This is a genomic window from Salmonella sp. 2018103, assembly GCF_026247685.1.
GTDB classification, from domain to species: domain Bacteria; phylum Pseudomonadota; class Gammaproteobacteria; order Enterobacterales; family Enterobacteriaceae; genus Salmonella; species Salmonella enterica.
In genome coordinates, this window is the sequence record NZ_CP111029.1 from 292,331 (window position 1) to 312,495 (window position 20,165).

General features: G+C 55.1%; 22 protein-coding genes. 16 read left to right on the plus strand and 6 right to left on the minus strand.

Annotated elements, in window-relative coordinates:
* Positions 1 to 47: 47 nt before the first annotated feature.
* Both zntA and OLG56_RS01340 read right to left on the minus strand, forming a co-directional pair.
* Entirely contained in the window at positions 48 to 2,246 is a 2,199-nt protein-coding gene (gene zntA, locus OLG56_RS01335) for a Zn(II)/Cd(II)/Pb(II) translocating P-type ATPase ZntA (protein ID WP_000106658.1), read from the minus strand.
* An 80-nt stretch (positions 2,247 to 2,326) separates the two neighbouring features.
* On the minus strand, positions 2,327 to 2,953 hold the full coding sequence (locus OLG56_RS01340) for a lysoplasmalogenase (protein WP_000964735.1): 627 nt from the start codon (positions 2,951 to 2,953) through the stop codon (positions 2,327 to 2,329).
* Positions 2,954 to 3,094: 141 nt separating this feature from the next.
* On the opposite strand from OLG56_RS01340, the gene OLG56_RS01345 reads away from it, so the two are divergent.
* Positions 3,095 to 3,466, plus strand: coding sequence for a DUF2500 domain-containing protein (locus OLG56_RS01345; protein ID WP_000042850.1), 372 nt, complete (start codon positions 3,095 to 3,097; stop codon positions 3,464 to 3,466).
* Between the two features lie 21 nt (positions 3,467 to 3,487).
* Here OLG56_RS01345 and OLG56_RS01350 read toward each other — a convergent pair whose 3' ends face one another.
* Both OLG56_RS01350 and rsmD read right to left on the minus strand, forming a co-directional pair.
* Positions 3,488 to 3,757, minus strand: coding sequence for a DUF1145 family protein (locus tag OLG56_RS01350; protein WP_000906762.1), 270 nt, complete (start codon positions 3,755 to 3,757; stop codon positions 3,488 to 3,490).
* Entirely contained in the window at positions 3,747 to 4,343 is a 597-nt protein-coding gene (gene rsmD, locus OLG56_RS01355; protein WP_023137383.1) for a 16S rRNA (guanine(966)-N(2))-methyltransferase, read from the minus strand. The genes OLG56_RS01350 and rsmD overlap by 11 nt, the downstream gene beginning before the upstream one ends.
* Positions 4,344 to 4,468: 125 nt before the next feature.
* On the opposite strand from rsmD, the gene ftsY reads away from it, so the two are divergent.
* From ftsY to livJ, 5 genes are all read left to right on the plus strand, one after another.
* Positions 4,469 to 5,944, plus strand: coding sequence for a signal recognition particle-docking protein FtsY (gene ftsY, locus OLG56_RS01360; protein WP_023137384.1), 1,476 nt, complete (start codon positions 4,469 to 4,471; stop codon positions 5,942 to 5,944).
* 2 nt (positions 5,945 to 5,946) lie between these two features.
* Positions 5,947 to 6,615, plus strand: a complete 669-nt coding sequence (gene ftsE / locus OLG56_RS01365; RefSeq protein WP_000617729.1) for a cell division ATP-binding protein FtsE — start codon at positions 5,947 to 5,949, stop codon at positions 6,613 to 6,615.
* Positions 6,608 to 7,663 (plus strand): permease-like cell division protein FtsX, encoded by a 1,056-nt coding sequence (gene ftsX, locus OLG56_RS01370; protein ID WP_001081707.1) that lies wholly within the window; start codon positions 6,608 to 6,610, stop codon positions 7,661 to 7,663. The genes ftsE and ftsX overlap by 8 nt, the downstream gene beginning before the upstream one ends.
* 245 nt (positions 7,664 to 7,908) lie before the next feature.
* The gene (gene rpoH / locus OLG56_RS01375; RefSeq protein WP_000159621.1) at positions 7,909 to 8,763 is read left to right on the plus strand and encodes an RNA polymerase sigma factor RpoH; all 855 of its coding nucleotides are present in this window, start codon (positions 7,909 to 7,911) and stop codon (positions 8,761 to 8,763) included.
* 321 nt (positions 8,764 to 9,084) lie between these two features.
* The gene (gene livJ, locus OLG56_RS01380; RefSeq protein WP_001528146.1) at positions 9,085 to 10,188 is read left to right on the plus strand and encodes a branched chain amino acid ABC transporter substrate-binding protein LivJ; all 1,104 of its coding nucleotides are present in this window, start codon (positions 9,085 to 9,087) and stop codon (positions 10,186 to 10,188) included.
* 83 nt (positions 10,189 to 10,271) lie between these two features.
* Here livJ and OLG56_RS01385 read toward each other — a convergent pair whose 3' ends face one another.
* Positions 10,272 to 10,406 (minus strand): hypothetical protein, encoded by a 135-nt coding sequence (locus OLG56_RS01385; RefSeq protein ID WP_001608549.1) that lies wholly within the window; start codon positions 10,404 to 10,406, stop codon positions 10,272 to 10,274.
* A complete protein-coding gene (gene panM / locus OLG56_RS01390; protein ID WP_000778873.1) occupies positions 10,384 to 10,767 on the minus strand; it encodes an aspartate 1-decarboxylase autocleavage activator PanM in 384 nt (127 codons plus the stop codon). Before panM ends, OLG56_RS01385 begins: the two co-directional genes overlap by 23 nt.
* Before the next feature lie 421 nt (positions 10,768 to 11,188).
* On the opposite strand from panM, the gene livK reads away from it, so the two are divergent.
* The 10 genes from livK (at position 11,189) to ugpE (ending at position 20,163) form a co-directional block, all read left to right on the plus strand.
* Positions 11,189 to 12,298 (plus strand): high-affinity branched-chain amino acid ABC transporter substrate-binding protein LivK, encoded by a 1,110-nt coding sequence (livK, locus tag OLG56_RS01395; RefSeq protein WP_000822976.1) that lies wholly within the window; start codon positions 11,189 to 11,191, stop codon positions 12,296 to 12,298.
* A gap of 59 nt (positions 12,299 to 12,357) precedes the next feature.
* A complete protein-coding gene (gene livH / locus OLG56_RS01400) occupies positions 12,358 to 13,284 on the plus strand; it encodes a high-affinity branched-chain amino acid ABC transporter permease LivH (protein WP_000003007.1) in 927 nt (308 codons plus the stop codon).
* Entirely contained in the window at positions 13,281 to 14,558 is a 1,278-nt protein-coding gene (gene livM / locus OLG56_RS01405) for a branched chain amino acid ABC transporter permease LivM (protein ID WP_000803764.1), read from the plus strand. The genes livH and livM overlap by 4 nt, the downstream gene beginning before the upstream one ends.
* Positions 14,555 to 15,322: a high-affinity branched-chain amino acid ABC transporter ATP-binding protein LivG gene (gene livG / locus OLG56_RS01410; RefSeq protein WP_000082080.1), complete on the plus strand. Its 768-nt coding sequence runs from the start codon at positions 14,555 to 14,557 to the stop codon at positions 15,320 to 15,322. Before livM ends, livG begins: the two co-directional genes overlap by 4 nt.
* A gap of 1 nt (position 15,323) precedes the next feature.
* Positions 15,324 to 16,037, plus strand: a complete 714-nt coding sequence (livF, locus tag OLG56_RS01415) for a high-affinity branched-chain amino acid ABC transporter ATP-binding protein LivF (RefSeq protein ID WP_000416114.1) — start codon at positions 15,324 to 15,326, stop codon at positions 16,035 to 16,037.
* A 130-nt stretch (positions 16,038 to 16,167) separates the two neighbouring features.
* Positions 16,168 to 16,389, plus strand: coding sequence for a type II toxin-antitoxin system Phd/YefM family antitoxin (locus tag OLG56_RS01420; protein WP_001635839.1), 222 nt, complete (start codon positions 16,168 to 16,170; stop codon positions 16,387 to 16,389).
* A complete protein-coding gene (locus OLG56_RS01425; protein ID WP_000174963.1) occupies positions 16,386 to 16,754 on the plus strand; it encodes a type II toxin-antitoxin system death-on-curing family toxin in 369 nt (122 codons plus the stop codon). The genes OLG56_RS01420 and OLG56_RS01425 overlap by 4 nt, the downstream gene beginning before the upstream one ends.
* A gap of 258 nt (positions 16,755 to 17,012) precedes the next feature.
* Positions 17,013 to 18,329, plus strand: a complete 1,317-nt coding sequence (gene ugpB / locus OLG56_RS01430) for a sn-glycerol-3-phosphate ABC transporter substrate-binding protein UgpB (protein ID WP_000624747.1) — start codon at positions 17,013 to 17,015, stop codon at positions 18,327 to 18,329.
* Positions 18,330 to 18,433: 104 nt separating this feature from the next.
* Complete coding sequence (ugpA, locus tag OLG56_RS01435; RefSeq protein WP_000094074.1) at positions 18,434 to 19,321, plus strand: sn-glycerol-3-phosphate ABC transporter permease UgpA; 888 nt, start codon at positions 18,434 to 18,436, stop codon at positions 19,319 to 19,321.
* A complete protein-coding gene (gene ugpE, locus OLG56_RS01440; protein ID WP_000572196.1) occupies positions 19,318 to 20,163 on the plus strand; it encodes a sn-glycerol-3-phosphate ABC transporter permease UgpE in 846 nt (281 codons plus the stop codon). Before ugpA ends, ugpE begins: the two co-directional genes overlap by 4 nt.
* Positions 20,164 to 20,165: the final 2 nt, after the last annotated feature.

Here is a 20,165-nt window from a genome sequence, read left to right on the forward strand (position 1 = left end):
ATATCGCGGGATAACCCGGCGACACGACGCCGCCGGGCGGGAGAAGATTAGTTTTTACGCAGCAAACGTAGCGCGTTGGCGGTCACCAATACCGTGGCTCCCGTATCCGCCAGGATTGCCAGCCATAGCCCGGTAAAACCAAGTAGCGTCGTCACCAGGAAAATGGCTTTCAGCCCCAGCGCAATGGTGATGTTCTGCCGGATATTCGCGTGGGTAGCGCGCGCCAGCGTAATCATCTGCGCTAACCCGCGCAGACGGTTATGAGTAAGGGCGGCGTCAGCCGTTTCCAGCGCGACGTCAGTACCGCTGCCCATCGCAATTCCGATACTGGCGGCTTTCATCGCGGGCGCATCATTAATGCCGTCGCCCACCATCGCCAGCGGCGCTTGTTGGTTAAGGGCGGTGACTGCCCGCACCTTGTCTTCCGGCAGTAGTCCGGCTTTAAACGCCAGATCCAGCTCGCCGGCAATCGCTGCCGCCGCCCGTGGGTTATCGCCGGTCAGAATCACGCCGTTAACGCCTAACTGATGCAGTTCGCGGATGGCGTCGCGCGCATCGTCACGCAACGTATCCTGGAGGGCGAGGACGCCAACAACGGTCTCGTTACGTAGCACCAGAACCACCGTCTGCCCGGCGTTTTCCAGTTCGCTAATTTGCCCGGCAAACGCTGCCGCAGGCTGTTTTCCCGCCGCGCAAATCAGAATACGTTCGCCGTTAACCTGCGCTTCAATTCCGGTGCCGGCCAGCGTTCGCTGCGATTCCGCCGTCGGGATCGCCAGATCGCGTGTCTGCGCTTCGCGGACAATAGCCTGCGCCAGCGGGTGCGTAGCGCCTTGTTCTACGGCTGCCGCCAGCGCCAACAGTTCAGCCTCGCTGATACCGCTTGCCGGATGAATCGCCGTCACCCGTGGTTTACCGATGGTCAACGTACCGGTTTTATCAAAGGCAACCTGCGTGATACGGCCCAGTTGCTCCAGCGCTGCGCCGCCTTTAATCAATGCGCCGCGCCGTGCCGCCGCCGCCAGCCCGGAGGTAATGGCCGCGGGCGTGGAGATCACCAGCGCGCACGGGCAGCCGATGAGCAGCAGCGTCAGCCCTTTATAAATCCACTCCTGCCAGCCGCCATCGAACATCAGCGGCGGAATAAGCGTCACCAGCAGCGCGATGACCATAATGACTGGCGTGTAGATGCGGCTGAAACGGTCAATAAACCGCTCAATGGGCGCACGGCGCTCTTCCGCCTCTTCAATCAGCGTCAGGATACGGTCAATCGCGCTGGCGCCAGGTTCAGATAGCACCTCCAGGGTGACGAGACGGTCAACGCTGGTCGCGCCTGCCGGGACTTTGTCGCCCGTTGCGCGCTCCACTGGGATAGACTCGCCGGTGAGCGCGCTTTCATCAAAGCTGGCGAAACCGGAAACCAGTTTACCGTCGGCGGGTAAACGCCCCCCGGCGGCGACTTCGATAATATCGCCCGGTCGCAGGGTATTAATAGCGACCTCTTCCCGTACGCCGTCGCGCAGACGGGTCGCCGTTTCCGGTTTAAGCGCCATTAACGCGCTGACGCCTTTACGGGCGCGGCTGGCGGCCCATCCTTCCAGGCGCTCGCCGATGAGGAACAGCAGCAATACCATTGCCGCCTCCGCCGTCGCACCAATAAACAGCGCGCCAATGGCGGCGACGCTCATCAGCGTTTCAATAGCGAACCAACTGCCGCTTTTCATCAGCCGCAGCGCCTGGCGGGCAATAGGATACAGACCGACCAGAGTGGTGACGATAAAGGCCAGTTGGCCGAACGGGTGGTTAAATTGCTCCAGCCCCCAGCTTATCGCCATCATAATGATCAGCGTAATAAGCGGCAGGTTCTCTTTAAGACGAGATTCAGGCGCGGCGTCGCGCGAATCTTCGCTACGCAAGGTATAACCCGCCTTCTGTACGGCGCGTTCAATTTGCGCGCGGAGGTCGGCGTCGGCATCGACCACTAACTTTTCGGTGGCGAACAGCACTTGCGCCTGGTTGACGCCGCGAATTTGGCGGACCGCATTCTCCACTTTTCGGGCGCAGGCGGCGCAGTCCATGCCGGAGATTTTCCAGGTATAGCGCGTGCCTGCCACGGCAGTAGAAACAGGCGCGCTGGACGCGCAATGTTCTTCGCAGCAGCAGCTATCGGCCTTCTGTATTGCCGGGGCTAATCTGAAGGAGGTAAAGGGCGGGACTTTTTTGCCATCGGTATCAGGGGTCGACATAACGTCCTCCGGTTGATGATAATTTTCTCATTAACCGGAGGATACACTCTGGAGTCGACTCCAGAGTCAAGCGCTATTATTTACAGGTACAGCGAGCGAACAATCAGGAAGTGTCCGGCAAAGTAGCAGGCGGCGGCAATCGCGTTATCCGCCCGGAAACGGCGGCGGTAATGGCTACCCAGCCAGACGATATTGCCGATGAACAGCAGCGTCGCGCCGGTAAAGGCCGAAAGGGCTGGCGCCGTTGGGCGGAAGAACCACAGTTCGCCCGCCAGCCAGACCATGACCAGAGTCATGGCGATAAAAGTACATACCGGCCAGCGTAGCTCCTCCAGTCGCGTCCAGATAACGGCGATAAGCAACGCGCCGACTATCAGTAACGCCAGCGGCAGCGGCCAGAAGAACGACAACGTCATTTGGCTGGCAAAGTAAATGGTGTAGAGCAGATGCGATAAGAAAAATGCCCCGACGGCGTACAGCAGGCGTTGACGCGGTAAGAGCGTTAACGCATCGCCGACCAGCGAGGCGCACAGTCCGGCCAACACAAGATAACTGATGGCGTCAAACATCGGCGCTTGCCAGGCCAGCAACAGCAATAGTAATAACGTGACGGGCTTAAAAACCCAGCGTTGCCAGGCTGGCCCGCGATAGGAGGCGTCCACATACAGCCATGCGGACAGGCAGACAGCGATAAACGACCAAAGCATCTTAATTCCTTGAATTCGTTATTTTTTCGCAAACGGTATGCTTGCGGCTCTATTATTCAGTGTAGAGGCCGTGACGGTCAGATGACAACACTATAACGGGCAGGGTATGCTTATTTCCGCATTTTCTGACAGGTTAACAGTATGAGTAAGCCACCGCTTTTCTTCATTATAATCATTGCATTAATCGTAGTTGCCGCGTCGTTTCGCTTCGTTCAGCAACGGCGGGAAAAAGCCGCTAATGAGGCGGCGCCGTTACAGCAAAAGCTGGTCGTGGTCAGCAATAAACGGGAGAAGCCGGTTAATGACCGACGCTCTCGCCAGCAGGAAGTGAGCCCGGCGGGAACCAGTATGCGCTATGAGGCAAGTTTTAAGCCGCTCAATGGCGGTCTGGAAAAAACGTTCCGTTTACAAGCGCAGCAGTACCACGCTTTGACGGTGGGCGATCAAGGTACGCTGAGCTATAAGGGAACGCGGTTCGTCGGGTTTGTTAGCCGTACCCCGGATAACGAATAAACCGTCATCCGGCAGCAAACGTTATTTTTTGTTCTTAAACTTCTTCTGCCAGACCAGCAGCTCAAACACGCCGAACAGGAAAATGCGGATTTTCTCTCCCGTCGTCATCTGCGGACCCTCTTTCGGTATCGTTGATTTCAGCAACGCCAACTGCATACCGTGCATCAGCGCCATGAACACCAACGCCACGTTGACGAAGATATTGAGCGGGCGCGGGAAGGGTTGCACCAGGTTAAGAATCAAAAATGCCCACACGAAGAGCATTAATAAGCGGCCCAGATTAATCAACATCATTTTCTCCTTGCGCGTCGCGCTGATACAGACGATAAGCGACCTGTCCGGCCACCTTTTCTCGATACAATGCCCAGTTCGCCGGAACGGGCGGCAGACCGTTTTCCACCTCGCTTTCTACGTAGATTAGCGCGTCGTCGGCCAGCCATCCCTGGGTTTCCAGCAATTGTAACGTCTCTTCCAGCAGCCCTTTACGAAACGGCGGGTCGACAAAGACGACGTGATGCGGCGTCCCCGGCTGGCTGAGGAAGGTCAGAGTATTGGTATTGACGACGCGAGCATTGTTGGCTTTCAGCGTCGCCAGATTTTTTTGCAACTGCTGCGATACGGCGCGATCCATTTCCAGTAACGTTGCCTGGGCCGCATAACGCGATAGCGCTTCCAGACCCAGCGCGCCGCTGCCGGCAAAGCAATCCAGACAATGGGCGTCTACCATTACCGGAGCCAGCCAGTTAAATAACGTTTCGCGCACGCGATCGGTGGTGGGACGCAGACCCGGGCTGTCCGGAACCGGTAATTTACGGCCACGCCATTGCCCGCCAATAATGCGGATTTGGCCGCTGCCAAAGTGAGTCGGTTTTTTCATTTCTCTTGCTCGAACCGCCTGTTGCAAGTTATTCCAGGCGGTGATGTGAATTAAGTTAAGTGATAGACTATTTCATCATTTTTTTAGCTTCCATGTATATAGCGCCGCGAGGGGTGTAGTCGCAGATGGCAAAACAGAAAAAACGTGGCTTCTTTTCCTGGTTGGGCTTCGGTGATAAAGAGCAGAAGCAGGAACAGACCGAAGAACAGCAGATTGTTGAGGAACAACGACCGGTTGAGCCCCCTGTTGAAACGGCGGCAGACATAGACGCGCAAACGCCCGCGCACAGCAAAGCAGAAACCGAAGCCTTTGCGGAAGAGGTGGTGGACGTTACTGAGAAGGTTCAGGAGAGCGAAAAACCGCAGCCGGTAGAGCCGGAGCCCGCGGCGGCCATTGAGACGGCAGCGCCGCAGATCGCGGTGGAACGCGAGGAGTTGCCGCTGCCGGAAGAGGTCAAAGACGAGGCTATCTCGCCGGAAGAGTGGCAGGCCGAAGCGGAAACCGTAGAGGTCATTGCCGCGGTAGAAGAAGAGGGCGAAAACGCGGCGAAATTCACCGACGAAGAGCTGGAAGCGCAGGCGCTGGCCGCTCAGGCGGCGGAAGAGGCGGTGATGGTTGTTCCGCCAGCGGAAGAAGACGCGCCGGTGGAAGCGATCGTTCAGGAGCAGGAAAAACCGACTAAAGAAGGTTTCTTTGCCCGCCTGAAACGCAGCCTGCTGAAAACCAAAGAAAATCTCGGTTCCGGATTTATCAGTCTGTTCCGCGGCAAGAAAATCGACGATGATTTGTTCGAGGAGCTGGAAGAGCAGTTGCTCATCGCTGATGTCGGGGTGGAAACCACGCGTAAGATTATCGCTAATCTGACGGAAGGCGCCAGCCGCAAACAGCTTAAAGATGCCGAGGCGCTGTATGGTCTGTTGAAAGACGAGATGGGCGAGATTCTGGCGAAGGTAGACGAACCGCTTAATATTGAAGGTAAAACGCCTTTTGTTATTCTGATGGTTGGCGTGAACGGCGTGGGTAAAACCACTACTATCGGTAAACTGGCGCGCCAGTTTGAGCAGCAGGGTAAATCAGTGATGCTGGCGGCGGGGGATACTTTCCGCGCGGCGGCGGTCGAACAGCTACAGGTCTGGGGACAGCGTAACAACATTCCGGTTATCGCCCAGCATACCGGCGCGGACTCCGCCTCGGTGATTTTTGACGCTATCCAGGCCGCGAAGGCGCGTAATGTGGATGTGTTAATTGCCGATACGGCAGGGCGTTTGCAGAACAAGTCGCACCTGATGGAAGAGCTGAAAAAAATCGTTCGCGTCATGAAAAAGCTGGACGAAGAAGCGCCACATGAAGTTATGCTGACCATTGACGCCAGCACCGGACAGAACGCGGTAAGCCAGGCCAAACTGTTCCATGAAGCGGTAGGCTTAACCGGTATTACCCTGACCAAGCTGGACGGTACGGCGAAAGGCGGGGTGATTTTCTCGGTAGCTGACCAGTTTGGCATTCCTATTCGTTACATTGGCGTGGGCGAACGTATCGAGGATTTGCGTCCGTTTAAGGCGGACGATTTTATTGAGGCACTTTTTGCCCGAGAGGATTAACAATGATTCGCTTTGAACATGTCAGCAAGGCCTATCTCGGCGGGAGACAAGCGCTGCAGGGAGTGACATTCCATATGCGGCCAGGCGAGATGGCGTTTCTGACCGGCCACTCCGGCGCGGGGAAAAGTACCCTGCTGAAGCTAATCTGTGGGATTGAGCGGCCCAGCGCCGGCAAAATCTTCTTCAGCGGGCATGATATTACGCGCCTGAAAAACCGCGAAGTGCCGTTTTTGCGCCGCCAGATTGGGATGATTTTCCAGGATCACCATCTGCTGATGGATCGCACGGTCTATGACAATGTGGCGATACCGTTAATCATTGCCGGTGCCAGCGGCGATGATATCCGTCGTCGTGTGTCGGCGGCGCTGGATAAGGTTGGACTACTGGACAAAGCGAGAAACTTCCCGATTCAACTCTCCGGAGGCGAACAGCAGCGCGTGGGCATCGCCCGCGCGGTGGTCAATAAGCCAGCGGTATTGCTGGCGGATGAACCGACCGGGAACCTGGACGACGCGTTGTCGGAAGGGATTTTACGTCTGTTTGAAGAGTTTAACCGCGTAGGGGTGACGGTACTGATGGCGACGCACGATATTGGACTTATCTCCCGTCGTTCCTATAGGCAGCTCGTCCTGAGCGATGGACATCTGCATGGAGGCCTGGCCAATGAATAGGCGCGACGCGATTAACCAAATCAGGCAGTTCGGCGGACGGTTGGATCGACTGCGTAAGTCTCGCGGCGGAACAGGCGGCGGGCGCAACGCGCCAGGACGCCAGAAGCCGACGCCGAAACCGAACTCACGTAAAACGAACGTCTTTAATGAGCAGGTGCGCTATGCCTGGCACGGCGCGCTGCAGGATCTGAAAAGCAAACCGCTGGCGACGTTTCTGACGGTGATGGTGATCGCCATCTCCCTGACGCTGCCCAGCGTCTGTTACATGGTCTATAAGAACGTCAACCAGGCGGCGACTCAGTATTACCCGTCGCCGCAGATCACCGTTTATCTGCAAAAAACGCTGGATGATGACGCGGCGGCGCGGGTCGTTGGGCAGCTTCAGGCCGAGCAGGGCGTTGAGAAGGTCAACTACCTGTCCCGTGAGGACGCGCTGGGAGAATTCCGCAACTGGTCGGGTTTTGGCGGCGCGCTGGATATGCTGGAAGAGAACCCGCTACCGGCGGTGGCGGTGGTGATCCCCAAGCTGGACTTTCAAAGTACCGCCTCGCTTAATACGCTGCGCGACCGTATCTCGCAGATTAACGGCATTGACGAAGTCCGCATGGATGATAGCTGGTTTGCGCGCCTGGCGGCGCTCACCGGGCTGGTGGGCCGTGTGTCGGCGATGATCGGCGTGCTGATGGTCGCGGCGGTCTTCCTCGTTATCGGCAACAGCGTGCGTCTGAGCATTTTTGCCCGTCGCGACACCATTAACGTGCAAAAGCTGATTGGCGCGACCGATGGCTTTATCCTGCGTCCGTTCCTCTACGGCGGCGCGTTGCTCGGTTTTTCCGGCGCGTTTCTTTCACTGATATTGTCTGAAATTTTGGTGATGCGTTTATCATCGGCGGTGACTGAAGTGGCGCAGGTCTTCGGCACGAAGTTTGATCTCAATGGCTTATCGTTCGATGAGTGCCTGTTGCTGCTGCTGGTCTGTTCCATGATTGGCTGGATCGCCGCCTGGTTGGCCACGGTGCAACATTTACGTCACTTTACTCCCGATTGATAAAATCGTGGTATAATCTTTCCCTGCAATGGGCTTCCGTTCGCAGGGAAAGAGTCCCTGTTGTCTCTTCCCCGCGCGTCATCTTTATGTCACAAGATTTGTGCAAATTATGCACAGTGTTACATTGAACTTGTGGATAAAATCACTGTCTGATAAAAGAGTGGGTGATATTCTCGTTGCTCATCGGCTTTGGCACGGTTGTTGCTCGCTGACGGTGCCAGGCAATACTGATTGAGAGGATTTGAATGACCAAAGAAATGCAAAATTTAGCTTTAGCCCCTGTTGGCAACCTGGAATCTTATATCCGGGCGGCGAACGCGTGGCCGATGTTATCGGCTGACGAGGAGCGGGCATTGGCTGAAAGGCTGCATTACCAGGGCGATCTGGAAGCAGCTAAAACGCTGATCCTGTCTCACCTGCGCTTTGTTGTTCATATTGCTCGTAACTATGCGGGCTATGGCCTGCCTCAGGCGGATTTGATCCAGGAAGGCAACATCGGCCTGATGAAAGCCGTACGTCGTTTTAACCCGGAAGTAGGCGTGCGCCTGGTTTCCTTCGCCGTACACTGGATTAAAGCAGAAATTCACGAATACGTGCTGCGTAACTGGCGTATCGTTAAAGTCGCAACCACGAAAGCGCAGCGTAAGCTGTTCTTTAATCTGCGTAAAACCAAGCAGCGTCTGGGCTGGTTTAATCAGGATGAGGTTGAAATGGTGGCGCGCGAACTGGGTGTTTCCAGTAAAGACGTGCGTGAGATGGAGTCGCGTATGGCGGCGCAGGACATGACGTTTGACATGTCTTCGGACGATGAGTCCGACAGCCAGCCAATGGCGCCGGTGCTGTATCTGCAGGATAAATCGTCTAACTTTGCCGACGGCATTGAAGACGATAACTGGGAAGAGCAGGCCGCCAACCGACTGACCGATGCGATGCAGGGGCTCGACGAGCGTAGCCAGGATATTATCCGCGCTCGCTGGCTGGACGAAGACAATAAGTCTACGTTGCAGGAGCTGGCCGATCGTTACGGCGTCTCCGCTGAGCGTGTGCGCCAGCTTGAAAAGAACGCCATGAAAAAGCTTCGCGCTGCGATCGAAGCGTAATCTTCGCGAATTGCCAATGAACCCTCGAATGTGAATTCGGGGGTTTTGTTTTTTGTAGGCCGGATAAGGCGTTTACGCTGCCATCCGGCAACACGTTTGCCCGATGGCGCTTCGCTTATCGGGCCTACGGGCCCTTCCTCTCCCCCACCGACACAAATCTGTTATCTGAATGTAAATTTAGCTATTCCAAAGTAATAAAAATCGAGTATGTTTTAGCAGAGTATGCTGCTAAAGCACGGGTAGCTAGCCAATAATCGAAATAAAGTGCTGAACAATAACGCCACAACACACGTAACAACCAGAATAATGGGGATTATCAGGATGAATATGAAGGGTAAAACGTTATTGGCAGGATGTATCGCCCTGTCATTAAGCCATATGGCATTCGCAGAGGACATTAAAGTCGCGGTTGTCGGCGCGATGTCCGGTCCGGTAGCGCAGTATGGCGATCAGGAGTTTACCGGTGCGGAACAGGCAATTGCCGATATCAATGCGAAAGGCGGTATTAAAGGCGATAAGCTCGTCGCGGTGAAATATGACGACGCCTGTGACCCGAAACAGGCGGTAGCTGTCGCTAACAAAGTGGTGAACGACGGCATCAAGTATGTTATCGGTCACTTATGCTCCTCTTCCACACAGCCAGCGTCTGATATCTACGAAGACGAAGGTATCCTGATGATAACCCCGGCGGCGACCGCGCCGGAGCTGACCGCACGCGGCTATAACCTGATTTTGCGCACGACCGGCCTGGACTCTGACCAGGGGCCAACGGCGGCAAAGTATATTCTGGAGAAGGTAAAACCGCAGCGCATCGCGATTATCCACGATAAGCAGCAGTACGGCGAAGGGCTGGCGCGCGCGGTGCAGGACGGTCTGAAGAAAGGCGGCGTTAATGTCGTATTCTTTGACGGCATCACCGCCGGCGAAAAAGATTTCTCCACTCTGGTAGCGCGTCTGAAAAAAGAGAATATCGACTTTGTCTACTACGGCGGTTATCACCCGGAAATGGGGCAGATTTTGCGCCAGTCCCGCGCCGCAGGGCTGAAAACTCAGTTTATGGGGCCGGAAGGGGTCGCGAACGTCTCGCTGTCTAACATCGCCGGAGAGTCGGCGGAAGGCTTACTGGTCACCAAACCGAAGAACTACGATCAGGTGCCAGCGAACAAACCGATTGTGGATGCCATCAAAGCCAAGAAACAAGATCCTAGCGGCGCATTCGTGTGGACCACCTACGCCGCGCTGCAATCCTTACAGGCGGGGCTGAACCACTCCGACGATCCGGCGGAAATCGCCAAATACCTGAAAGGCGCCACGGTCGACACCGTAATGGGACCGCTGTCATGGGATGAGAAAGGCGATCTGAAAGGATTTGAGTTCGGCGTGTTTGACTGGCATGCGAACGGTACGGCGACAGACGCTAAGTAATTTTCCTGGCGCCTTTCGCGCTGCAGGTGCGTTGGCTACGTTATTCAACCCCGGTCACTTACTTATGTAAGCTCCCGGGGATTTCATAACTTGCCGCCTGCCTGCAACGCGAAATTCTTGGAAAATTGCGAGGTGGTTTTTATCTTTTCTCCCGGCATGTAGGCCGGATAAGCGTCAGCGCCATCCGGCTTTCTTTTAGCGTTTCTCCCAGCCGTCATGCTGGGCGGTAAAACCTAACGCCTGCATAAACGCGGCCATCACGCTGCGGTCTTCAACACCGACATCCGCCATCCACCACGACGAGACGTTGGGATTATCGCGGATGACTTCTTCTACCAGGTATTGCCCGACGCCGCGACGACGGGTGATTTCACGCACGCGTAAGGAATCCAGCGCGCCCTGCGTTCCGCTCAGCGTCACTCTTACGGCACCCAACAAACGCTCGTTAAACCGCGCGGCATAAATCCGGTGCGTTTCATCTACGCTTAATGAGGAGGCGGAATATTCCGGCCAGATTTTGCCCAGATCGATCTGATCCTGAGCGCTAAAGTGTTCTAAACGAAGGATAGTCAGCTTCATCGACGGCTTGTCCCGATTTCAAAAGATGCGATCAGTGTACCGAAACAGGCAGGCCAGATGCTTTCTCTTTTTTGTGTCATTTACCAGGTTATTAATTTTTTAACAACGATAATTACAGTTTGAAGCATTAGAGAATGGAAAACAGGCAGCATAATTCCCTGAATGCTAGTGAATTATTCCGCTTAATATGCCGTTATTTTATGCTGACAAGCGTGCTTTTTTTTGTTTATCTATAGCGAAAAGCAGAATATTATCTTTTCTTAATAGACTGAAAAATAGAGATTTTAATCTTATTATGCTTTAAATGCTGCGCTAACTCATTAATGAGTCAGTAAAAAGCGCACCATTTATAAAAAGTACAGTCTGCTTTTTAACCAGCAAAAAACAAAACATATAACATCACGAATGGGGATACAGGCACATGAAACGGAAAGCGAAAACAATAATCGCAGGGATTGTTGCATTAGCAGTCTCGCAGGGGGCAATGGCAGATGATATTAAAGTCGCCATAGTCGGGGCGATGTCCGGCCCGGTAGCGCAATGGGGCGATATGGAATTTAACGGCGCGCGCCAGGCCATTAAAGACATCAACGCTAAAGGCGGTATTAAAGGCGATAAGCTGGTCGGCGTAGAGTACGATGATGCCTGCGATCCAAAACAGGCGGTGGCGGTGGCCAACAAAATCGTTAACGACGGTATTCAGTACGTTATTGGTCACTTGTGTTCTTCTTCTACTCAGCCAGCATCCGATATCTATGAAGATGAAGGTATTCTGATGATCTCCCCAGGGGCGACTAACCCGGAGCTGACCCAGCGCGGCTATCAGTACATTATGCGTACCGCCGGCCTGGACTCCTCCCAGGGGCCAACAGCCGCGAAATATATCCTGGAAACGGTGAAACCGCAGCGCATCGCTATCATTCACGATAAACAGCAATACGGCGAAGGACTGGCGCGCTCCGTGCAGGATGGCCTGAAGCAAGGCAATGCCAATATTGTCTTTTTTGATGGTATTACCGCCGGCGAAAAAGATTTCTCCGCCCTGATTGCCCGCTTGCAAAAAGAGAATATCGACTTTGTGTATTACGGCGGCTACTACCCGGAAATGGGGCAGATGCTGCGCCAGGCGCGGGCTAATGGCCTGAAAACGCAATTTATGGGGCCGGAAGGCGTGGGTAACGCGTCGCTGTCCAATATTGCGGGCGGTGCGGCGGAAGGCATGTTGGTGACGATGCCAAAACGTTATGACCAGGACCCGGCGAATAAAGCGATTGTCGAGGCGCTGAAAGCCGACAAGAAAGATCCCAGCGGTCCGTATGTCTGGATCACCTACGCCGCCGTCCAGTCGCTGGCGACCGCAATGACGCGTAGCGCCAGCCATGCTCCGCTGGATCTGGTGAAAGATCTTAAAGCTAACGGGGCTGATACCGTTATTGGGCCGCTGAAATGGGATGAAAAAGGCGATCTTAAGGGATTTGAATTTGGCGTCTTCCAGTGGCACGCCGACGGCTCGTCAACCGTCGCGAAGTAATGCCAGAGGATAAGTTATCCCACCGCCCGCACGCCGGGCGGGTTTAAAAAGGTTACCTTATGTCCGAGCAGTTTCTCTATTTCTTGCAGCAGATGTTTAATGGCGTCACGCTGGGGAGCACCTACGCGCTGATTGCTATCGGTTATACGATGGTGTACGGCATTATCGGCATGATCAACTTCGCTCATGGCGAGGTGTATATGATCGGCAGCTACGTCTCTTTTATGATCATCGCCGCGCTAATGATGATGGGAATAGACACCAGTTGGCTCCTGGTGGCCGCCGGATTTATCGGCGCGATTATTATTGCCAGCGCCTACGGCTGGAGTATCGAGCGAGTCGCTTACCGGCCTGTGCGCAACTCCAAGCGCCTGATCGCCCTGATTTCCGCCATCGGGATGTCTATCTTTCTGCAAAACTACGTCAGCCTGACGGAAGGTTCGCGCGACGTGGCGTTACCCAGCCTGTTTAACGGCCAGTGGATTGTGGGCAGCAGCGAAAACTTTTCCGCGTCCATCACCACCATGCAGGCGGTTATCTGGATAGTCACCTTTCTGGCTATGCTGGCGCTCACCATTTTCATTCGCTACTCCCGGATGGGCCGCGCCTGCCGCGCCTGCGCGGAGGATCTGAAAATGGCCAGCCTGCTCGGCATTAATACCGACCGCGTCATTGCGCTAACGTTTGTTATCGGCGCGGCAATGGCGGCGGTGGCGGGTGTGCTGCTTGGGCAATTTTACGGCGTGATTAACCCCTACATCGGTTTTATGGCCGGGATGAAAGCGTTCACCGCGGCGGTGCTGGGCGGTATTGGCAGCATTCCGGGCGCGATGATCGGCGGTCTGATTTTGGGCGTCGCCGAAGCGCTCTCGTCTGCATATTTAAGTACCGAATATAAAGATGTCGTATCGTTCGCTCTGCTGATTCTGGTACTGCTGGTGATGCCGACCGGTATCCTGGGGCGTCCGGAGGTAGAGAAAGTATGAAACCGATGCATATTGCGATGGCTCTGTTCTCTGCGGCGATGTTCTTCGTTCTGGCTGGCGTCTTCATGGGCGTACAACTGGAGCTGGACGGCACCAAACTGGTGGTGGATACCGCCGCCGACATCCGCTGGCAGTGGATCTTTATCGGTACGGCAGTGGTTTTTTTCTTTCAGTTGCTGCGTCCGATGTTCCAGAAAGCGGTGAAGCACGTCTCCGGACCGAAGTTTATTCTGCCGGCGATCGATGGCTCTACCGTTAAGCAAAAGCTGTTTCTGATGGCGCTGCTGGTTATCGCCGTGGCATGGCCGTTTATGGTGTCGCGCGGTAGCGTCGATATCGCCACCATGACCATGATTTATATCATCCTCGGTCTGGGGCTGAACGTGGTGGTGGGGCTGTCCGGCCTGCTGGTATTGGGCTACGGCGGCTTTTACGCCATCGGCGCTTATACCTTTGCGCTGCTCAACCACTATTACGGTTTGGGTTTCTGGACCTGTCTGCCGCTGGCGGGACTGGTCTCCGCCGCCGCCGGTTTCCTGCTCGGCTTCCCGGTATTGCGTCTGCGCGGCGACTATCTGGCGATTGTGACGCTCGGCTTCGGCGAAATCGTCCGTATCCTGTTGCTCAACAACACTGAAATTACCGGCGGCCCGAACGGCATCAGCCAGATCCCCAAACCGACGCTGTTTGGTCTGGAGTTTAGCCGCAACACCCGAGAAGGCGGCTGGGATACCTTCAGCAATTTCTTTGGCGTGAAGTACGACCCATCCGACCGGGTCATTTTCCTCTATCTGGTGGCCCTGTTGCTGGTGGTCCTGTCGCTGTTTGTCATTAACCGCCTGCTGCGTATGCCGTTGGGCCGGGCGTGGGAAGCGTTGCGTGAAGATGAGATCGCCTGTCGCTCATTAGGTTTAAGCCCGACGCGCATCAAGCTGACCGCTTTTACTATCAGCGCCGCGTTTGCCGGTTTCGCCGGGACGTTGTTTGCCGCCCGCCAGGGCTTTGTCAGCCCGGAATCCTTCACCTTCGCCGAATCCGCCTTCGTGCTGGCGATTGTGGTGCTGGGCGGAATGGGCTCGCAGTTTGCGGTGATCCTGGCGGCGGTTCTGCTGGTGGTGTCGCGCGAATTGATGCGCGACTTCAACGAATACAGCATGTTGATGCTCGGCGGTTTGATGGTGTTGATGATGATCTGGCGCCCGCAGGGATTGCTGCCGATGACGCGTCCGCAGTTGAAGCTGAAAAGTGGTCAGGCGAAAGGAGAGCAGGCATGAGTCAGCCATTATTAGCGGTTAACGGCCTGATGATGCGCTTTGGCGGTTTGCTGGCGGTCAACAATGTATCGCTGGAATTGCGTGAGCGGGAAATTGTGTCGCTGATTGGCCCTAACGGCGCGGGTAAAACGACGGTGTTTAACTGCCTGACCGGTTTTTATAAGCCGACAGGCGGTACGATCATGTTGCGCGAGCGGCATCTGGAAGGATTGCCGGGCCAGCAGATCGCCCGCATGGGCGTGGTACGTACTTTCCAGCATGTGCGCCTGTTTCGCGAAATGACGGTGATTGAAAACCTGCTGGTGGCGCAGCACCAGCAACTGAAAACGGGCCTCTTTTCCGGCCTGTTGAAAACGCCCGCTTTCCGCCGCGCGCAAAGCGAAGCGCTGGACCGCGCGGCGACCTGGCTTGAGCGTATTGGCCTGCTGGAACATGCCAACCGCCAGGCCAGTAATCTGGCTTACGGCGACCAGCGCCGGCTGGAGATTGCCCGCTGCATGGTGACGCAGCCAGAAATTCTGATGCTCGACGAACCGGCGGCTGGCCTTAACCCGAAAGAGACCAAAGAGCTGGATGAGCTGATTGCCGAACTACGTAACCATCACAACACCACCATATTACTGATTGAACACGATATGAAGCTGGTGATGGGCATTTCCGATCGCATTTACGTGGTGAACCAGGGCACGCCGCTGGCGAACGGCACGCCGGAAGAGATCCGCAACAACCCGGACGTCATCCGCGCTTATCTGGGTGAGGCATAAGATGGAAAAAACGATGTTAACGTTTGAAAAAGTCAGCGCCCACTACGGCAAGATTCAGGCGCTGCACGACGTCAGTCTGCACATCAACCAGGGGGAAATCGTTACCCTGATTGGCGCTAACGGCGCGGGGAAAACGACGCTGCTTGGCACCTTGTGCGGCGATCCGCGCGCCTCCAGCGGACGGGTGGTGTTTGACGGTAAAGACATAACCGACTGGCAGACGGCGAAAATCATGCGTGAAGCGGTGGCGATAGTGCCGGAAGGGCGGCGCGTCTTCTCGCGGATGACGGTAGAAGAGAACCTGGCGATGGGCGGTTTTTTTGCCGAGCGCGATCGGTTTCAGGAGCGTATCAAGTGGGTGTACGAGCTGTTTCCGCGCCTGCATGAGCGCCGTATCCAGCGAGCGGGCACCATGTCCGGCGGTGAACAGCAGATGCTGGCGATTGGCCGCGCGCTGATGAGCCAGCCGAGGCTATTGCTGCTGGATGAACCGTCGCTGGGGCTGGCGCCGATCATCATCCAGCAGATCTTCGACACCATTGAGCAGTTGCGCGAGCAGGGTATGACCATCTTCCTTGTCGAGCAAAACGCCAACCAGGCGCTGAAGCTCGCCGACCGCGGTTATGTGCTGGAAAACGGCCACGTGGTGCTATCCGATACCGGTGATGCGCTGCTGGCGAACGAAGCGGTGCGCAGCGCCTATCTGGGCGGTTAGACTGTGCCAGGGGGAAGCGCGTGCGCCGTCCCCGGTAACGGCAAGCGGTAAAATTTTTCAAAAGAGCCTGATGGCTCTTTTTTTGTACGTGTTTGTTGTACAATAAACATGTACAACTGGGGAGGTGTTTATGCGTACGGTTAACTATAGCGAAGCGCGGCAAAATCTGGCCGAAGTCCTGGAAAGTGCGGTGACGGCGGGCCCTGTCACCATCACGCGTCGTGGGCATAAGCCCGCAGTGATCATCAGCGCCGAGGAGTTTGAGCGTTATCAGACGGCGCGAATGGATGATGAGTTTGCTGCCATTATGGCGGTTCATGGCAATGAGCTCAGGGAGCTGGCGGATAAATGACCCTACAACTTATCTCAGCGGAAGAGATAATTCAGTTTCACGACAGGCTTCTCCGCGTTACGCCTGGTGTAACAGGTATGCCTGATCCTGGCCGCGCGGAAGCGCTAATGTACCGGGTACTCAATCAAATCGAATATGAAGGGGTGACCGACGTGTGGCTGCTGGCGGCAATGCATTTGCTCGCTATATCCCGTGGGCATATCTTCAATGATGGTAACAAACGCACCGCCTTATTTATTACGCTGCTGTTTTTAAAGCGTAACGGGATCTCACTCGCTGCGAATCCGGATTTTGTCGATATGACAGTCGATGCGGCGGCAGGGCGGCTTACGCTGGAGCAAATTGCCGTTCGCTTACGCGCCTGAGACGTTAATCCCGGCGACGCTCCGCCTGGTTGAGTTACGGCATGTGCGCCGTCCCCGGGAATAATGTCGTACCTATCCGTGCCGTAGCTCCCACTTTTCTTTTCCGGCGCTTTCACTGCCTTGCCATCTCTCTGTCGCCTTACTATCTTTTTTTTGTAATAAAAAAGTTATTTTTCTGTCATTCGAGCATGTCATGTTACCCCCGCGAACATAAAACGCGTGATATCGCGCATCCCGGCACAAAAAGAGAGATAACCGATGATATCGTTACGACATACAGCTTTAGGACTGGCGCTGAGTCTGGCATTTACGGGTCAGGCGTTGGCCGTCACCACTATTCCATTCTGGCATTCAATGGAAGGGGAGTTAGGCAAAGAAGTTGATTCACTGGCGCAACGTTTCAACCAGGCCAATCCGGATTACAAAATCGTTCCGGTCTATAAGGGGAACTATGAACAGAACCTGAGCGCCGGGATCGCGGCATTCCGTACCGGCAACGCGCCGGCAATATTGCAGGTTTATGAGGTTGGGACGGCGACCATGATGGCCTCGAAAGCCATTAAGCCGGTTTATGAAGTGTTTAAAGACGCCGGTATTAACTTTGACGAGTCCCAGTTTGTACCAACCGTTGCAGGCTACTACACCGATGCTAAAAGCGGGCATCTGCTCTCCCAGCCCTTTAACAGCTCCACGCCGGTACTGTACTACAACAAAGACGCCTTTAAGAAAGCCGGTTTAGATCCGGAACAGCCGCCGAAAACCTGGCAGGAGCTGGCTGACTATACCGCGAAACTGAGAGCGGCTGGCATGAAATGCGGTTACGCCAGCGGCTGGCAAGGCTGGATCCAACTGGAAAACTTCAGCGCCTGGAACGGTCTCCCCTTCGCCAGTAAAAACAATGGCTTTGACGGTACAGATGCGGTGCTGGAATTTAATAAGCCAGAGCAGGTGAAACATATCGCGCTGCTGGAAGAGATGAATAAGAAAGGCGATTTTAGCTATGTTGGGCGTAAGGACGAGTCTACCGAGAAGTTTTATAACGGTGACTGCGCGATGACAACCGCGTCCTCCGGTTCGCTTGCCAATATCCGCCAGTATGCCAAATTTAACTATGGCGTGGGTATGATGCCGTACGACGCTGATATCAAGGGCGCGCCGCAAAACGCCATTATCGGCGGAGCCAGCCTATGGGTCATGCAGGGTAAAGATAAAGAAACCTATACCGGCGTCGCCAAATTCCTCGACTTCCTGGCAAAACCGGAAAACGCTGCTGAATGGCATCAAAAAACTGGCTACCTGCCGATTACCACCGCCGCCTACGAGCTGACCCGCGAGCAGGGTTATTACGATAAAAACCCCGGTGCGGATATCGCCACTCGCCAGATGTTGAATAAGCCGCCGTTACCCTTCACCAAAGGCTTGCGTCTGGGCAATATGCCGCAGATTCGTACTATCGTGGACGAAGAGCTGGAAAGCGTCTGGACCGGGAAGAAAACCCCACAACAGGCGTTGGATACCGCGGTGGATCGCGGGAATCAGTTACTGCGTCGTTTTGAGAAAGCGAGCAAATCTTAAGTGTATAAGTGCCTGATGGCGCTGTGCTTATCAGGCCTACAGCGTTTGTAGGCCGGATAAGGTGCTTGCACCGCCATCCGGCACCTTCCAGGAAAAGAACCTTCATGTCATCATTCCGTCCGGTGTTCCGCTCGCGCTGGCTGCCGTATTTACTGGTTGCCCCGCAGTTGGTTATCACCGTTATTTTCTTTATCTGGCCTGCGGGCGAAGCGCTGTGGTATTCGCTGCAAAGCGTCGATCCGTTTGGTTTTTCCAGCCAATTTGTCGGGCTGGAGAATTTCGTCGCGCTTTTTCACGACAGTTATTATCTCGACGCCTTCTGGACGACAATTAAATTCAGCGCGCTGGTCACGTTTAGCGGCCTGCTGGTCTCGCTGTTTTTCGCCGCCCTGGTGGATTACGTGGTGCGCGGCAGCCGTTTTTATCAGACGCTGATGCTGCTGCCTTATGCCGTCGCGCCCGCCGTCGCCGCCGTATTGTGGATTTTCCTGTTTAACCCGGGGCGGGGATTAATCACCCATTTCCTCGGCGAATTCGGCTATGACTGGAACCACGCGCAAAACAGCGGTCAGGCGATGTTCCTGGTGGTATTTGCGTCAGTCTGGAAGCAGATTAGTTACAACTTTTTATTCTTCTTTGCCGCGCTGCAATCCATTCCCCGCTCGCTGGTGGAAGCGGCGGCCATTGACGGCGCCGGGCCGATTCGTCGTTTCTTCCGGCTTTCTTTGCCGCTTATTGCGCCGGTCAGTTTCTTCCTGCTGGTGGTCAACCTGGTGTATGCCTTTTTCGACACCTTCCCGGTGATCGACGCTGCGACCGCCGGCGGGCCGGTACAAGCCACCACGACGCTGATTTATAAGATTTATCGCGAAGGGTTTACCGGCCTGGATCTCTCGGCGTCCGCCGCGCAGTCGGTGGTGTTGATGTTCCTCGTCATCATTCTGACGGTGGTGCAGTTCCGCTATGTGGAAAGTAAGGTGCGTTACCAATGATAGAGAATCGTCGCGGGCTGACAATATTCAGCCATACCATGCTGATTCTGGGGATCGCGGTCATTTTGTTTCCGCTGTATGTCGCGTTTGTCGCGGCGACGCTGGACGACCGCGCGGTGTTTGAGACGCCGATGACGCTGCTTCCCGGCACGCAGTTACTGGAGAATATCAAAACTATTTGGGTCAACGGCGTCGGTGTTAATAGCGCGCCATTCTGGCTGATGATGCTTAACAGTTTCATTATGGCGTTCAGCATTACGGTAGGCAAAATCACGGTATCTATGCTGTCCGCATTCGCCATCGTCTGGTTTCGTTTTCCCCTGCGTAACCTGTTCTTCTGGATGATTTTTATCACCCTGATGCTGCCGGTTGAAGTGCGTATCTTCCCGACGGTGGAAGTGATCGCCAACCTGAAAATGCTCGACAGCTATGCTGGTCTGACGCTACCGCTGATGGCGTCCGCTACCGCCACTTTCCTGTTTCGTCAGTTCTTCATGACGCTTCCGGATGAACTGGTGGAGGCGGCCCGTATTGACGGCGCGTCGCCGATGCGCTTTTTCCGCGACATCGTGTTGCCGCTGTCAAAAACCAACCTGGCGGCGTTATTCGTCATCACCTTTATCTACGGCTGGAACCAGTATCTGTGGCCGCTGTTGATTATCACCGACGTGAATCTTGGCACTGCCGTAGCGGGTATCAAAGGGATGATCGCCACCGGCGAAGGTACCACGCAATGGAACCAGGTGATGGCGGCAATGCTGCTGACCCTTATTCCCCCGGTTGTCATCGTTTTAGCCATGCAGCGCGCGTTTGTGCGTGGCCTGGTCGATAGTGAGAAATAAAA

Excerpts from the sequence above, each read along its gene's own strand:
- zntA (WP_000106658.1), bottom strand. The coding sequence starts at position 2,246 with ATGTCGACCCCTGATACCGATGGCAAAAAAGTCCCGCCCTTTACCTCC.
- OLG56_RS01340 (WP_000964735.1), bottom strand. The coding sequence starts at position 2,953 with ATGCTTTGGTCGTTTATCGCTGTCTGCCTGTCCGCATGGCTGTATGTG.
- OLG56_RS01345 (WP_000042850.1), top strand. The coding sequence starts at position 3,095 with ATGAGTAAGCCACCGCTTTTCTTCATTATAATCATTGCATTAATCGTA.
- OLG56_RS01350 (WP_000906762.1), bottom strand. The coding sequence starts at position 3,757 with ATGTTGATTAATCTGGGCCGCTTATTAATGCTCTTCGTGTGGGCATTT.
- rsmD (WP_023137383.1), bottom strand. The coding sequence starts at position 4,343 with ATGAAAAAACCGACTCACTTTGGCAGCGGCCAAATCCGCATTATTGGC.
- ftsY (WP_023137384.1), top strand. The coding sequence starts at position 4,469 with ATGGCAAAACAGAAAAAACGTGGCTTCTTTTCCTGGTTGGGCTTCGGT.
- ftsE (WP_000617729.1), top strand. The coding sequence starts at position 5,947 with ATGATTCGCTTTGAACATGTCAGCAAGGCCTATCTCGGCGGGAGACAA.
- ftsX (WP_001081707.1), top strand. The coding sequence starts at position 6,608 with ATGAATAGGCGCGACGCGATTAACCAAATCAGGCAGTTCGGCGGACGG.
- rpoH (WP_000159621.1), top strand. The coding sequence starts at position 7,909 with ATGACCAAAGAAATGCAAAATTTAGCTTTAGCCCCTGTTGGCAACCTG.
- livJ (WP_001528146.1), top strand. The coding sequence starts at position 9,085 with ATGAATATGAAGGGTAAAACGTTATTGGCAGGATGTATCGCCCTGTCA.
- OLG56_RS01385 (WP_001608549.1), bottom strand. The coding sequence starts at position 10,406 with ATGACGGCTGGGAGAAACGCTAAAAGAAAGCCGGATGGCGCTGACGCT.
- panM (WP_000778873.1), bottom strand. The coding sequence starts at position 10,767 with ATGAAGCTGACTATCCTTCGTTTAGAACACTTTAGCGCTCAGGATCAG.
- livK (WP_000822976.1), top strand. The coding sequence starts at position 11,189 with ATGAAACGGAAAGCGAAAACAATAATCGCAGGGATTGTTGCATTAGCA.
- livH (WP_000003007.1), top strand. The coding sequence starts at position 12,358 with ATGTCCGAGCAGTTTCTCTATTTCTTGCAGCAGATGTTTAATGGCGTC.
- livM (WP_000803764.1), top strand. The coding sequence starts at position 13,281 with ATGAAACCGATGCATATTGCGATGGCTCTGTTCTCTGCGGCGATGTTC.
- livG (WP_000082080.1), top strand. The coding sequence starts at position 14,555 with ATGAGTCAGCCATTATTAGCGGTTAACGGCCTGATGATGCGCTTTGGC.
- livF (WP_000416114.1), top strand. The coding sequence starts at position 15,324 with ATGGAAAAAACGATGTTAACGTTTGAAAAAGTCAGCGCCCACTACGGC.
- OLG56_RS01420 (WP_001635839.1), top strand. The coding sequence starts at position 16,168 with ATGCGTACGGTTAACTATAGCGAAGCGCGGCAAAATCTGGCCGAAGTC.
- OLG56_RS01425 (WP_000174963.1), top strand. The coding sequence starts at position 16,386 with ATGACCCTACAACTTATCTCAGCGGAAGAGATAATTCAGTTTCACGAC.
- ugpB (WP_000624747.1), top strand. The coding sequence starts at position 17,013 with ATGATATCGTTACGACATACAGCTTTAGGACTGGCGCTGAGTCTGGCA.
- ugpA (WP_000094074.1), top strand. The coding sequence starts at position 18,434 with ATGTCATCATTCCGTCCGGTGTTCCGCTCGCGCTGGCTGCCGTATTTA.
- ugpE (WP_000572196.1), top strand. The coding sequence starts at position 19,318 with ATGATAGAGAATCGTCGCGGGCTGACAATATTCAGCCATACCATGCTG.